The sequence below is a fragment of the Streptomyces sp. NPDC028928 genome (assembly GCF_055564915.1).
On sequence record NZ_JBVHVI010000001.1, the window covers coordinates 1357995 to 1371844 of the forward strand.

Consider the following 13850-nt stretch of genomic DNA (forward strand, 5'->3'; position numbering starts at 1 on the left):
TAGACTCACCCGGTGATGCGTGACATGGCACAGAACACGGCTCAGGACGCGCGGGGCGCGGAGCTGCCCGCGCTCCCCCGGCTGGGCGGCCGGCGGAGCAGCTACCGCGAGCGGGTCGCGGACGCCCTGCGCGCCGCGCTGATCGCGGGCGAGCTGCGGCCGGGCGAGGTGTACTCGGCGCCCTCGCTGGCCACCCGGTTCGGCGTCTCGGCGACGCCGGTGCGGGAGGCGATGCTCGACCTGGCCAAGGAGGGGCTGGTCGACACCGTGCCCAACAAGGGCTTCCGGGTCACCGTCGTCTCCGACAAGCAGCTGGACGAGTACACGCACATCCGGGCGCTGATCGAGATCCCCACCGTGGTGGAGCTGGCCCGCACGGCCGACCGCGTCTCGCTGGAGGCGCTGCGCCCGGCGGCCCGGGAGATCGTCACCGCCGCGGTGGCGGGCGACCTGATCGGCTACGTCGAGGCCGACACCCGCTTCCACCTCGGGCTGCTCGCCCTGGCCGGCAACGCCCACCTGGTCGAGGTCGTCGCCGACCTGCGCAAACGCTCCCGTCTGTACGGCCTGACCGCGCTGGTGGAGGCGGGCCGGCTGCTCGCCTCCGCCGAGGAGCACCTGGAGCTGCTGGACGCGCTGCTGGAGCGCGACGAGAAGGCCGTGCACGCGATCATGACCCGGCACCTGGGGCATGTGCGCAGCCTCTGGGCGGCGCGGGACTGACCCCGCCGGACATCTCGCGGCGTGAGGGCCGCGCCACGACGCTTTTTCCGCGATCAGGCGGCCCGCACAGAACAACAAACGGCGATTTTGAGCCACATCGACGCATCCCCGACCATGGGGCCGTCCCGGCGATCCCGGGAACGTCAGTTCCATGAGAGGCGCACCACCCATGCACAGCACCGGAACCGTCCCGCAGTCGGCTCCGGCCCCCGCGGGGGTCCCCGCCCAGTCCCCCACGCTTCCCGCCGAGGACCCGCACGGCGACACCGGCAGGCATGCCCGCCGGTTCGGCCTGCCCGTCGCCACCGCGCTGGTCATGGGCAACATCATCGGCGGGGGCATCTTCCTGCTCCCCGCCTCCATCGCCCCGTACGGCACGGTCAGCCTGGTCGCCTTCGGCGTGCTGACCGTCGGCGCCATCGCGCTCGCCCTGGTCTTCGGCCGGCTCGCGGCGCGCGACCCGCGCACCGGCGGCCCCTACGTCTACGCCCGCGAGGCGTTCGGCGACTTCGCGGGATTCCTCGCGGCCTGGTCGTACTGGATCACCACCTGGGTGTCGAACGCCGCGCTCGCCGTGGCCGCCGTCGGCTACCTCGACGTGCTGGTCCCGGTGAACGGACACCGCTGGACCGCCTGCCTGGCCGCGCTGGCCCTGCAGTGGCTGCCCGCGCTCGCCAACTTCGCGGGCACCCGGTACGTGGGCGCCGTCCAGCTGGTGTCGACGGTGCTGAAGTTCGTACCGCTGCTGCTCGTCGCGGTCGGCGGACTGTTCTTCTTCGACCCGGACCGGCTCGGGCCGTTCAGCACCAGCGGCCAGGGCGCGATCGGCGCGGTGTCCGCCTCCGCCGCCCTGCTGCTCTTCTCCTACCTCGGGGTGGAGTCCGCCGCCGTCAGCGCGGGCGAGGTCGAGAACGCCCGCCGCAACGTGGGGCGGGCCACCGTGATCGGCACCGCGGGCGCGGCACTGGTGTACCTGCTGGGCACGGTGTCCGTGTTCGGCACGGTCGCGCACGACCGTCTGGTGACCTCCACCGCACCGTTCTCGGACGCCGTCAACACGATGTTCGGCGGCAGCTGGGGCGGTACGGCGGTGGCGCTCGCCGCCCTGGTGTCGATGACCGGCTGCCTCAACGGCTGGACCCTGCTGAGCGCCCAGACGCCGTACGCGGCGGCCCGCGACGGCCTGTTCCCGAGCGCCTTCACGCGCCGGCGGCGGGGCGTGCCCACGGTCGGCGTCGGCGTCACGGTCGTGCTCGCCTCGCTGCTCACCGTCTACAACTACGCCTCCGGCTCGGGCAAGGTCTTCGAGATCCTGGTCCTGGTCACCACGTTCACCGCGACCGTCCCGTATCTCCTGGCCACCGCCGCGCAGATCTTCCACCTGGTCTCCGGCCGCGGCGAGACGGTGGACCGGGCACGACTGGTACGGGACTCGGTGATCACCGCGGTGGCCGCCGCCTTCTCGATCTGGCTGATGGCGGGCGCGGGCTACGCGGCGGTCTACCAGGGCGTGCTGTTCCTCTTCATCGGCATCATCGTCTACGCGGTGATGGCGGCCCTGCGCCAACGGAAGCAGCCATCGGCGGTCGAGGCACCGTAAACCGGTGGCCCTCCCCGGCGGCGGCCCGTCAGCCGTTGCCGGGCGCCGTGCCGTCGCTCGACGCGACGCCGGGCGCGGACGCCCTCGCGCTCCCGGACGCGGGACGCGGGGGCGCGCTGTGCACTCCGGTCCGGTACTTGGGGACACGGATCGTGATCTTCATCCCGGCTCCGACACCGGTCTCGATCACCAGCCCGTGCTCGTCGCCGTAGACCTGGCGCAGCCGCTCGTCCACGTTGCGCAGCCCGATGCCCGCCGAGGGGCTGCCCTCGCCGCGCAGGATGCGGCGCAGCCGGTCCGGTTCCATGCCGACTCCGTTGTCCTCGATGACGATCCGGGCCGTCGCCCCCTCGTCCTGCGCGGTGATGCCGATGCGGCTGCGCTCGACGCTCTCCTCCAGCCCGTGTTTGACCGCGTTCTCCACCAGGGGCTGGAGGCACAGGAAGGGCACCGCCACAGGAAGTACCTCGGGGGCGATCTGCAAGGTCACCTGCAGCCGCTGCCCGAACCGGGCGCGGACCAGCTCCAGGAACTGCTCGATGGAGCGCAACTCCTCGGCCAGCGTGGTGAACTCACCGTGCCGGCGGAAGGAGTAGCGGGTGAAGTCGGCGAACTCCAGCAGGAGTTCCCGGGCCCGCTCGGGATCGGTCCGCACGAACGAGGCGATCGCCGCCAGCGAGTTGTAGATGAAGTGCGGCGATATCTGCGCGCGCAGCGCCCGGATCTCCGCCTCGATCAGTCCTGTGCGGGTCCGGTCGAGTTCGGCGAGTTCGAGCTGTACGGAGACCCAGCGCGCCACCTCCTCGGTGGCCCGCACCACGGACGCCGATCCCCCGGCGCCCAGCACGACGAGGGCGCCGAGCACCCGTCCGTCGACGGTGAGCGGGGCGGCGGCGCCCCGGCGTACGGGGCAGTCCGGGTCCGGGCAGCCGACGGTGAAGGTCTGGGTACGGCCGGTGTCCAGCACCTGGCGGACCCGGTCCAGGACGGTGTCCGTGTGGTGCCGGCCCGGTCCGTCCCAGGCCAGCAGCCGGTCCTCGGCGGTGAGGCCGAGCGCGGCCGTGGCGAACAGCGGCCGGAGCCGTCGTACCGCCTTGCGGGCCGCGTCCTCGGTCAGTCCGGCGCGCAGCGGGGGCGCGGCCATGGACGCGGTGTGCAGGGTGCGGAAGGTGGCGCGTTCCACGGGGGTGCCGTGGTCGGTGCCGTCCCGGTCGGTCCGGCGCGCCAGGAGGCGGCCGGCGACGAGGCCGGCGGCGAACAGCACGGGGGCTCCGGCGGCGAGGAGGGCGAGCCCGTTCACGCGGGGGTCCCGGGGACGGCGGGCCGGCGGATTCTCATGGGGTGGTCACTCCTCGGCGGGTGGCGGACGCGCCCTGGCCGACCGGGCGTTCGGGCAGGTGGAGGCGGGCCATGACGGCCTCGGTGCCGGCCGGGATCCGGTCCCGGGTGGCCAGCGAGACCAGGATCATGGTCAGGAAGCCGAGCGGTACCGACCACACGGCCGGCCAGGCGAGCAGGGTGTGCGCCCAGCCGTCGGACAGGGGCCCGGTCAGGGGGCCGGCGATGGTCAGGGCGACCGCGGTGAGGGCGCTGCCCCCGCCGGTCAGCAGCCCCGCGATCGCGCCGGGCGCGGTGAGGCCGCGCCACCAGATGCCGAGGAGCAGGAGCGGGCAGAAGGAGGAGGCGGCCACCGCGAAGGCGAGCCCCACGGCGTTGGCGACGGGGAGCTTGCTGGCGGCCACGCTCACCGTGACGGGCACGGCGACGGCCAGGAGTGTCGCCAGCCGGAAGTGGCGGACGCCGAGCGAGGGCAGCACGTCCTGGCTGAGCACGCCCGCGACGGAGAGGGTGAGCCCGGAGGCGGTGGACAGGAAGGCGGCACAGGCGCCGGCGGCGATGAGGGCGCCGAGCAGGTCGCCGCCGAGGCCGCCGACGAGACGTTCCGGCAGGACGAGCACGGCGGCGTCCGTGGTGCCGGTGAGCAGCAGGTCGGGGGCGTAGATGCGGCCGAGCAGGCCGTAGAGCGGCGGCAGCAGGTAGAAGCCGCCGACCAGGGCGAGCACGATCACCGTGGTGCGCCGGGCGGCGCGGCCGTCGGGGTTGGTGTAGAAGCGGACGAGGACGTGGGGCAGCCCCATGGTGCCGAGGAAGGTGGCGAAGATCAGCCCGTACGTCGTGTACAGCGGATGGTCGTCCCGGCCGCCCGACAGCGGTGCCGCCCAGCTGGACGCCCCGTCCCGCCGCCCGTCCCCGCTCTCGCGCTCGGGCACAGGGGTGTCGGGCGCGAACCGGAGCGTCGTCCCGCCCCGTACCTCGTGCACGCCGGGCTCCAGCACCAGGCGGCCGTCGTCGTACCCCCGCCCGTCCACGGCACCGCTCACCACCGCCCGCAGCGGAGCCTCGATCCTGATCCGGACGGTGGTCTCGACGGTGACCTGGGTGTGCCGGCGGAAGGTGGGCGGCTCGTCCAGGGCGCCGGCGGGGCGTGGGTCACCGTGCCAGGCGAGCACCAGGAAGACCGCGGGCACGAGGAGCGCGGTCAGTTTCAGGCAGTACTGGAAGGCCTGGACGAAGGTGATGCTGCGCATGCCGCCGGCGGCCACGGCCAGGGTGACGACGACGGCGACGAGCACCCCGCCGAGCCACCGCGGCGCGCCGGTGACCAGGCCGAGGGTGAGGCCCGCGCCCTGGAGCTGGGGCAGCAGGTAGAGCCAGCCGACACCGACGACGAGCACGCTGGCCACGCGCCGGGCGGCCCGGGACTCCAGCCGTGAGTCGGCGAAGTCGGGCAGCGTGTAGGCCCCGGAGCGGCGCAGCGGGGCGGCGACGAACACGAGCAGGACGAGATAGCCGGCGGCGTAGCCGACGGGGAACCAGAGCATCTCGACGCCCTGGGCGGCGACGAGTCCGGCGATGCCGAGGAATGAGGCCGCGGAGAGGTACTCGCCGCTGATGGCCATGGCGTTGAGGTACGGCGGGACGGTACGGGAGGCGACGTAGAAGTCGGAGGTGGTGCGGGAGATGCGCAGTCCCGTCGAGCCGATCACCAGCGTCGCGACGACCGCCGCCGAGACGGCCACGATGCCGTACGCCTGGTTCACCCGGCCGCCCCGGATGCGCGGCCGGGCCGGTCCAGCCGAACGCCGGTCACCGTCAGTCCCCTTCGGTGCGGTCCACGGCGTCCCGTTCGTTGCGTTCGGCGCGTACGACGTACCACCGGCCGATGACGACGAGTGCGGGGTACGCGGCCACACCGAGCAGGGCCCACACGATCAGGGCGCTGCCCGGCGAGTCCGCCGGGTCCGGCAGGGCCGTGAAGACGAGGGGCAGCAGCCCGAGCAGGGCGACGAGTACTCCGAAGGCCGTGATGCCCAGCCGGAGTTGACGACGCATCAGGATCCGCAGGGCGAGGGAGTCGACGGCGGGGCCGGGGGCCGCACGGCCTCCCCGGACCGCACGGCTGCCACGCGGAGTCCCCGTGACCACTTCACGCCGAGGAGTCCCAGGTGCACCCATGCCGCGTCCTCCGACCGCGATGATCACACGTCGCAGTGGAGTGTACGCACCCCCCAACCAAAGCAACAGCTCCCGGCCGGCGACCGTTTCACCACCCACGATCAAGGACTCCGTGACGTCGATGTTGGACAATGTTCGGATCCGTGACTTTGTTGTGCGCAGTTGATTGACAGTCAGGAGTCCGGTCGGGAAACTGCGTGGTGCGTAAGGGCGTTGCGGGAACGATCCCAGCCGACCACGACCGTAAAAGACCCTGCTCTCTGTTGATTTCTGGGAACGCTCACAAGCCGCACTCGGATCACGGTCGGCACCGCTCCCCCACCCCCACATCCCGGTACCCCCCACGGCCAACTCCGCGCAGCCCGCGGCGCCTCCGCTGCGACCCGTGCGCGGAAAGGAGCGACCATGCCCCCGATCCCCCCGCCCGGTTCCGGGCGGATCAGCCGCCGGACCCTGCTCAAGGCCGGCACCGCGACCGCCGGCACGATCGCCACGGCTGCCGCGCTCGCCGAGTTCGAGACGCCGGCCGCGGCCGCCACCCCGTTCGTCAAGGGCGTCGACATCAGCTGGGTCCCGCAGATGGAGGCGCACGGCTACTTCTGGCGGAACGCCAGTGGGCAGCGGCAGGATGTGCTGGCCGTCCTCAAGGGGTACGGCATCACCGCCGTACGGCTGCGCACGTTCGTCAACCCGTCCGGCGACCCGGCAAACGGGCACTGCGGCATCAACGAGGTCGCCGCCTTCGCCAAGCGCGTCAAGGCCGCCGGAATGTCGATCATGCTGGACTACATGTTCGGCGACACATGGAACTCCGTCGGCGTGCAGAACCCGCCCGCCGCCTGGAAGAACATGTCCTACAGCCAGATGCGGACCGCGATGAGCGCGTACGTGAACCAGACGATGACCGTCATGAAGAACAACGACGTGCTCCCCGCCTGGGTGCAGATCGGCAACGAGATCAACAGCGGGATCTGCCGGCCCGTCGGCAGCGTCTCCAACCCGGCGCAGATGACCGGGCTGCTCAACGCCGCGTACGACCAGGTCAAGGCGGTGTCCCCGAACACGACGGTGTGCATCCACCTGGCCCAGCCGCAGAAGTACGACGTGATGACGACGTTCTTCGACGGCTACGCCGCGAACGGCGGCAAGTGGGACATGTCGGTGTTCTCCTCCTACGGCAGCGCCGAGTACGCCCCCGGGATCGTGGCCAACATGCAGAAGATCTCCGCCGCGCACGGCAAACCGTTCCTGCAGAGCGAGTTCGGCGGCCGGGTCGACCGGGCCTCCTCCACCCAAGCCGCGCTGGTCGCCTACATCAAGGCCCTGAAGGCCACCGGCGGGCAGGGCATCTTCTACTGGGAGCCGGAGTGCATGTCCCCGTTCACCGGTTACGCCATGGGCGCCTGGGACTCGGCCACCCAGCGGCCCACGGTCATCATGAACGGCTTCACCCAGGCCTGAACAACAGGCCGTCGGACCTCCCCCCGCCCCGTCCTCAGGTCCAGGAGGCGAAGACTTGATTGTAATGGGCATGACATCAATGCGCCGAGGCCGACACGCGGCCCGGCTGGGAACAGCGGGGCTCCTGACCCTCGCGGCCGTAGCCGGTACGAGCGCGGCGCATGCCGGCGCGGCCGCACCGCGGGCCCTCCCGGCCGGCTGTTCCGGCACCTCGTCGATCACCTGCCACTACGCGGTCCCGCCCGGAGAGTACGACGTCACGGTCTCCGTCGGCGGGGCCGTCGCCGGGCAGACCGGGATGTGGGCGGAGGCACGGCGGCTGATGCTCCCGGTGACGAGGACCGCGGCGGGAGCCGTCGCCACCTACTCCTTCACGATCAACGTACGGCAGCCGGAGGGGCAGCCGACCGGTCAGGGCGGCACCGGGAACCCCGGCCTGGACCTCCGGTTCACGGGCTCCGGCCCACAGGTCTCGGCCGTCTCCGTGCGACCGGCGACCCAGCCCCTGGTCGCCTACCTGGCCGGCGACTCGACCGTGTGCGACCAGCCGGCCGCTCCCTACACCGGGTGGGGCCAGACGCTCACCACTGCGGTGGCACCGGGGGCGGCCATCGCCAACTACGCCGACTCGGGCGAGAGTTCGGGCAGCTTCCTGAGCAACCCGGCGCTGTTCCCCGCCCTGGCGGCGAAGATCCGGCCGAACGACCCGGTCTTCGTCCAGTTCGGCCACAACGACAAGCAGACCAGCGCCTCCGCCTACCGGAGCAACCTCACCTCCATGATCACGCAGGTGCGTGCCAGAGGCGGCGTACCGGTCCTGGTGACGCCACCGGTCCGCCGGCTCTTCGACGGTGACCGGCTCACGCCCACGGCCCTCCACGTCAACGGTCTCGGGGTCGACCTGCCCGCCCAGATGCGCTCGGTCGGCGCGGCGCAGCAGGTGCCGGTCATCGATCTGACCGCCAGGAGCAAGGCGCTGGTCGAGTCCCTCGGCCCCTCCGCCTCCGCCCAGCTCTTCCTCCGCTCCTCCGTCGACGGTGTCACGGACAACACCCACTTCTCGCAGTACGGCGCGACCCGGATGGGCGAGCTGGTGCTCCAGAGCATCCGGGAGCAACGGCTGCCCCTGGCCACCCATCTGCGCTGACCGACGCCCGGCGGCGCCCGTCCCTGGAGAAACCCCGGTGAAAAGGCTTCGGATCCTCCTCACGACCGCACTGGTGATCGCCCTGTCGAGCCTCGGCGTCCGCGCCGCCTCGGCGGCCGGCAGCACTGCGGCGAACTGCACCGGCGCCTCCCGCGCCGCGGCACCGGCCGTACGAGCGGCGGCCGAGCCGGTCACCGTCTGGCTGGCCGGCGATTCCACCATGGCCAATCCGAGCAGCCGCTGCCCGGTCGGCTGGGGCAGCCGGTTCGCCGCCCTGTTCGACAGCGGCGTGACCGTCAAGAACCAGGCCGTTGCCGGACGCAGCATCCAGACCTGGTTGTACGAGTCGAACGTGAGCGGCACCATGGGCTCCGACGGCGAGTGCGTCCTCACGTCCCCCACGTACTCGGCACGCTGGCAGGCGATGCTGGACGCCACCACCGGGATGAAGGCCGGCGACTACCTGTTCATCCAGTTCGGCATCAACGACTCCTCCCGCACCTGCCCCCGGCACGTCGGCGCGGCCCGTTACCAACAGCTGATGACCATGATGGCGCGGGCCGCGCTGGCCCGGGGCGCACACCCGGTGCTGCTCACCCCGGTGGCCGCCATCACCTGTTCCGGCAGCACGGCGACCAGGAACCGCGGCTTCGTCACGGAGACCTTCGCGGCCGGGGGCGCCACCGGCGCGCCGGTCGTCGACCTCCAGACGCTGAGCATCTCCCTCTACAACAGCCTGCGCTTCTGCCCGAACGACGGCGACTACGCATCGGGCCCCGTCGGCGCGTTCTTCTGCGACGACCACACGCACTTCGAAGCCTACGGCGCCCAGCGGATCGCCGGGCTCGTCGCGGGTGACGTACGCCGGCAGAACCTGCCGCTCGCCGCGCATCTCAGGTAGCAGGACTCGACAAGAGTACGGAGGACAGGAGAATGCTCCCCCTTGTCATACGTGTGAGGGCGGTCGTCGTCGCGGCCGTGATCGGCCTGATCGCCGTGCTGGTGTCGGCGCCGGCGGCTTCGGCCCAGGACAACCCCTACCAGCGGGGCCCGGATCCCACGGTGAGCAGTGTCGCCGCCCAGAGGGGCACGTTCGCCACCGCGGAGCTTCGGGTGCCGCCCGGGAACGGCTTCAATGGCGGGCGGATCTACTACCCGACGGACACCAGCCTCGGCACCTGGGGCGCGGTCGCGATCGTGCCCGGCTACACCGCCCGGTTCGACGCGGAAGGCGCCTGGATGGGGCACTGGCTCGCCTCCTTCGGGTTCGTCGTGATCGGCATCGACACCAACAGCCCCACCGACTGGGACACCGCTCGCGGAACCCAGCTTCTCGCCGCACTGGACTACCTCACCCGCAAGAGCCCGGTGCGCGACCGGGTCGATCCCAACCGGCTGGGCGTGATCGGCCACTCCATGGGCGGCGGCGGTGCCATCAGCGCGGCCGAACGGCGGCCGTCACTGAAGGCCGCCGTCCCGCTCGCGCCCTTCTCGCCCTCGCAGAACCTGTCCACCCTGCGGGTGCCGACGATGATCATGGGCGCGCGGGACGACGGCACCGTCACCCCGTCCTACCTCGACGGCCTCTACGCCGGCGTGCCGGCCGGCACACAGAGCGCGTTCCTGGAACTCACCAGCGGCGGCCACGCTTTCCCGACATGGGGGAACTCGAACGTGACGCGCCGCATGATCCCCTGGCTGAAGATCTTCATCGACAACGACACCCGCTACACCCGGTTCCTCTGCCCGTCACTGGCGGATCTCAGCAACATCTCCAGGTCGCGGACCAAGTGCCCGTACGTGCCGAGCGTGGCGTAGACATCGCACGGCAGGATGACCCCTGCGGCACGTGCCGCCGCAGCACCAGGGAGACCCCGCATGGCTGACTACTATCCGTACCGCGTCACGACCAGGAAAGGGGAGGACCTGACGCTGGTCTGGCGGCCGGGAGAGGGCGACGCCCCCGATGAGTTCCTCGTGGACGCACTCGGAAGACTCCTCACGTTCCACGACCTCGAGGCGCTGCAGGAACACGGTGATCGCAACGCCTGGAAACTTGATGGGGAGGACGGAGCCGCTCTCGATCTGGCCGTCGTGCGGCGGTGGTTCGAGCACCCTGCCCCTGGCCCGGTCCCGGCAGGACTGCTGCTGGACGCGTGGAACTTCTTCGAGGACCTCTCCCACAGCCTGAAGGCCGTCCCACCCCTTCCCTCCCGAGGGGCGATCCACGACGACGCCTACGAAAAGATCTTCGGCGGCGAAGCTCTCGAACCGACCGTGGGGGACGGAGCCTGGACGGAGGAGGAGACCGCGGCCGTGCGCGAACTCCTCCGCGCGGGACTGGACCTCTGGGAACAGGCCGTGGCCAGGCCCGGCGCCGGCTGAGCCGCCCTCCGGAGCATGCAGAAGGGCCCTGCCTCACCATGGTGAGGCAGGGCCCTGATCTGCGACGTCGGAGCGGTGCTCCCGTCGGGACGACAGGATTTGAACCTGCGACCCCTTGACCCCCAGTCAAGTGCGCTACCAAGCTGCGCCACGTCCCGTTGCGGTCTCACGCGGGGCGTTCCGCGTGATCACGCAGGTCAACACTACCGCACCTGGGCGGGTGCCCGCGTCGGGGCCGGTGCGGGGGCCGTCGTGGCCGGGCGGGTGGTGCGGCGGACCGGGACCAGGAGGGCGGCGCCGGCCGCGGCGAGGCAGAGCAGGGCGAGCAGGGCCCAGCCGTGGGTGTAGCCGGAGCCGTACGGCAGGCCCGAGGGCTGGAGCCGGCCGGTGACCAGGACGCTGGTGAGCGCGGCGCCGATGGAGCCGCCGATGGTGCGGATGTTGGCGTTCATGCCGGTCGCGGCGCCCGTCTGTTCCGCCGGCACGCTGCCCACGATGAGGTTGGCCATCGAGGCGAAGGCGAGTCCGATGCCGAGGCCGAACAGACCGGCGACGACGGCTATCTGCCACGGGGCGTCATGCCACAGCGTGAGGAAGCCGCAGGCCAGCGCGCCGAGGGCGGCACCCGTGGTGAGCAGCGCCTTGGCGCCGACGCGCGGCTCCAGGCGGCCCGACAGCACGCCGGAGAGGAACATCGCGACGAGCATCGGCAGCATGAGCAGGCCGGACGCGGTCACGCTGGCGCCGAAGCCGTAGCCGGCCTCGGTCGGCGTCTGGACGAAGCCCGGCAGGAAGGACCAGATCGAGTACATGCCGGCGCCGAACAGCAGGGCGGCCGCGTTGGTCGTCCACACCGCGGGCAGCCGCAGCACCCGCAGGTCGATGAGCGGGGTGCGCGAGCGGGCCTCGGCCGTCAGCCACACCGCGAACAGCACGACGGCGGCGGCGAGCAGGCCGAGCACCCTCGCCGAGCCCCAGCCCCACCGCCCGGCCTGGCTCAGCGGCAGCAGCAGGGCGACCAGCCAGCCGGAGAGCAGCAGGGCGCCGCCCCAACTGACCCTGCCGTCGGCCCTCTTGGGCGACTCGGGGACGTAGCGCAGGGCGATCAGCACCGTCGCGGCGACGATGGCCACCGGGATCCAGAACAGCCAGCGGTAGTCGAGCGCGGACACGATCGGCCCGGCGGCCACCATGCCGACCCCGCCGCCGGCGGCGATCACGGCGGAGAGGTTGCTGATGCTCCCGCTGACCTCGCCCGGGGCGAACTCGTCCCGGATGATGCCGAAGGAGAGCGGGAACAGGGCGCCGCCGACGCCCTGGACGACCCGGGCGACGATGAGCACGCCGATGTTCGGGGCCAGCGCGGCGACGAGGCAGCCCGCGAGGACGGCCACCAGGACCGCGACGAGGGTCCGTTTCTTGCCGACGAGGTCGCCGACCCGGCCGAGGATCGGGGTGGAGACCGAGGCGGACAGCAGATAGGCCGTCATCACCCAGGTCGCGGTGGACTGGGAGGTGTGCAGGGCGTGCTGGACGGTCGGCAGGGCCGGTGCGATCAGCGACTGCAGCATGGAGAACACGCCGGCACCGGTCGCGAGGACCGTGAAGGTGACGCGGGTTGACGCGCGGGGCATGGAGAGGCCTCTCCCGGATCGGGGACGCGGGGAATCGGAAAGCCGAGGGGCACGGTCGTACGGGCCGTGCCGTGGAGGTGGGGAGCCGGCTGGGCGGGCCGCGTCCGGCCACGGCGGAGCCGACCCCGCACTGTTAAAGTGGAGGTACCCCTCCACTGTAGCGGAGGTGGACCTCCGGTTCCAGTCGATTCCCCTCCCCGGGAGGCAGCAGTGACGGCCACGCCGTTCCCCGTCAGCGAGATCGTGGCGGCTCGCCGGCCGCACCGTAAGGACGCCGCCCGCAACTACGACGCCCTGCTCACCGCGGCCCGCGAGGCGTTCGCGGAGCACGGCTCGGACGCCTCCCTGGAGGACATCGCCCGCCGCGCGGGCGTCGGCATCGGCACCCTCTACCGGAACTTCCCGACCCGCCGCGACCTGTTCGAGAGCGTGTACGCCGACGAGGTCAACGCCCTGTGCCGGGCGGCCGTCGAGCTGGCCGAGCGGGAGCCGTGGGAAGCGCTGACGGCCTGGCTGAACCGGTTCACCGGGTACATGGTCACCAAGCGCGCGGTGCGCGAGGCCCTGGACGGCGAGTCGGACATCTTCCAGTCCTGCCGCGACTCCATGTACGCGGCCGGCGGCCCGCTGCTGGAGCGTGCCCAGCAGGCCGGCGTCGCCCGGGCGGACATGGACTTCGGCGATCTGCTGCGGATGGTCGCTGGGATCACGGCCACGGCCTTCGAGAGCGACGCCCAGCGCGACCGGGTCCTGTCGATCGCCCTGGACGGGGTCCGCACGGGCCGCTGACCGCGCCCGGCTACTTGATCAGCGCGTTCGCCACCACCACGATCAGCCCGAGCAGCGCGTCCCCCAGTCCCACGAGGACGGCGACCGGCCAGCTCCGCGCCGACCAGCGGGCGGTGACGAGGCCGAGCCCGAACAGGATCGTGATGTTGAGGACGAACGCCGCGTACTCGACCCCCTTCGCGGGCCACCACCCCCAGCGCGCGCCCGAGAGCAGGAAGACCGTGGGCAGCACGGCCGTGACGAGCGGCCACTCGTTGCGCATCGCCAGCAGGACGTCCCGGCGGCGGTGCGGGGTGCGTTCGGCGATGTAGTGGGCGTAGCCGTGGGCGAGGGCGGAGGCGCACGCGGTCACCAGCACCCAGGCGGCGTCGTAGCCGCGGACCTCGGCCGAGGTGTGCCCGTACTGGGTGAGCGCCGCGACCAGCGAGCTGGCGAGGACGGCGCCGTACACCCCGCCGAAGAGGACGACCTCGCGCGTGTCGTGGTGCCGAGACGGTGCCGTGCCGGCCGCCGGGGAGTCAGCCATGTCCTCACGATCACCCGGACCGGGCGCCCCCGCCACTTCGCGCGCCCCGACGAAGTGTCCTCCGACCAG

Annotated in this window: 13 protein-coding genes and 1 tRNA gene; 8 read left to right on the forward strand and 6 right to left on the reverse strand. The window is 72.1% G+C overall.

Annotated elements, in window-relative coordinates; all coding sequences use genetic code 11:
* Positions 1-15: 15 nt before the first annotated feature.
* Both ACZ4U1_RS05670 and ACZ4U1_RS05675 read left to right on the forward strand, forming a co-directional pair.
* Positions 16-723 (forward strand): GntR family transcriptional regulator, encoded by a 708-nt coding sequence (locus ACZ4U1_RS05670; protein ID WP_467899924.1) that lies wholly within the window; start codon positions 16-18, stop codon positions 721-723.
* Positions 724-892: 169 nt separating this feature from the next.
* Complete coding sequence (locus tag ACZ4U1_RS05675) at positions 893-2323, forward strand: amino acid permease (protein WP_467899926.1); 1431 nt, start codon at positions 893-895, stop codon at positions 2321-2323.
* Between the two features lie 28 nt (positions 2324-2351).
* On the opposite strand, the gene ACZ4U1_RS05680 is transcribed toward ACZ4U1_RS05675, so the two are convergent.
* The 3 genes from ACZ4U1_RS05680 to ACZ4U1_RS05690 are packed head-to-tail and all read right to left on the reverse strand — an operon-like array spanning position 2352 to position 5839.
* Positions 2352-3623 (reverse strand): sensor histidine kinase, encoded by a 1272-nt coding sequence (locus ACZ4U1_RS05680; RefSeq protein WP_467899928.1) that lies wholly within the window; start codon positions 3621-3623, stop codon positions 2352-2354.
* Positions 3624-3657: 34 nt separating this feature from the next.
* Entirely contained in the window at positions 3658-5424 is a 1767-nt protein-coding gene (locus ACZ4U1_RS05685) for a sodium/solute symporter (protein ID WP_467899931.1), read from the reverse strand.
* A 52-nt stretch (positions 5425-5476) separates the two neighbouring features.
* Complete coding sequence (locus ACZ4U1_RS05690) at positions 5477-5839, reverse strand: hypothetical protein (protein WP_467899934.1); 363 nt, start codon at positions 5837-5839, stop codon at positions 5477-5479.
* 405 nt (positions 5840-6244) lie between these two features.
* On the opposite strand from ACZ4U1_RS05690, the gene ACZ4U1_RS05695 reads away from it, so the two are divergent.
* From ACZ4U1_RS05695 to ACZ4U1_RS05715, 5 genes are all read left to right on the forward strand, one after another.
* A complete protein-coding gene (locus ACZ4U1_RS05695) occupies positions 6245-7300 on the forward strand; it encodes a glycosyl hydrolase 53 family protein (protein ID WP_467899936.1) in 1056 nt (351 codons plus the stop codon).
* 79 nt (positions 7301-7379) lie between these two features.
* Positions 7380-8447, forward strand: a complete 1068-nt coding sequence (locus ACZ4U1_RS05700; RefSeq protein WP_467899937.1) for a rhamnogalacturonan acetylesterase — start codon at positions 7380-7382, stop codon at positions 8445-8447.
* Positions 8448-8484: 37 nt separating this feature from the next.
* Entirely contained in the window at positions 8485-9348 is an 864-nt protein-coding gene (locus ACZ4U1_RS05705) for a GDSL-type esterase/lipase family protein (protein ID WP_467899940.1), read from the forward strand.
* Positions 9349-9380: 32 nt separating this feature from the next.
* A complete protein-coding gene (locus ACZ4U1_RS05710; protein ID WP_467899943.1) occupies positions 9381-10265 on the forward strand; it encodes a dienelactone hydrolase family protein in 885 nt (294 codons plus the stop codon).
* Positions 10266-10325: 60 nt separating this feature from the next.
* Positions 10326-10832, forward strand: a complete 507-nt coding sequence (locus tag ACZ4U1_RS05715; protein ID WP_467899945.1) for a hypothetical protein — start codon at positions 10326-10328, stop codon at positions 10830-10832.
* A gap of 84 nt (positions 10833-10916) precedes the next feature.
* On the opposite strand, the gene ACZ4U1_RS05720 is transcribed toward ACZ4U1_RS05715, so the two are convergent.
* Positions 10917-10990: transfer RNA gene (locus tag ACZ4U1_RS05720), tRNA-Pro, on the reverse strand.
* Between the two features lie 45 nt (positions 10991-11035).
* On the reverse strand, positions 11036-12466 hold the full coding sequence (locus ACZ4U1_RS05725) for an MFS transporter (RefSeq protein WP_467899948.1): 1431 nt from the start codon (positions 12464-12466) through the stop codon (positions 11036-11038).
* A gap of 210 nt (positions 12467-12676) precedes the next feature.
* Between ACZ4U1_RS05725 and ACZ4U1_RS05730 the strand changes: the two genes are divergently transcribed.
* The gene (locus ACZ4U1_RS05730) at positions 12677-13255 is read left to right on the forward strand and encodes a TetR/AcrR family transcriptional regulator (RefSeq protein ID WP_467899950.1); all 579 of its coding nucleotides are present in this window, start codon (positions 12677-12679) and stop codon (positions 13253-13255) included.
* 10 nt (positions 13256-13265) lie between these two features.
* Here ACZ4U1_RS05730 and ACZ4U1_RS05735 read toward each other — a convergent pair whose 3' ends face one another.
* Complete coding sequence (locus ACZ4U1_RS05735; protein ID WP_467899952.1) at positions 13266-13781, reverse strand: hypothetical protein; 516 nt, start codon at positions 13779-13781, stop codon at positions 13266-13268.
* Between the last annotated feature and the right edge of the window lie 69 nt (positions 13782-13850).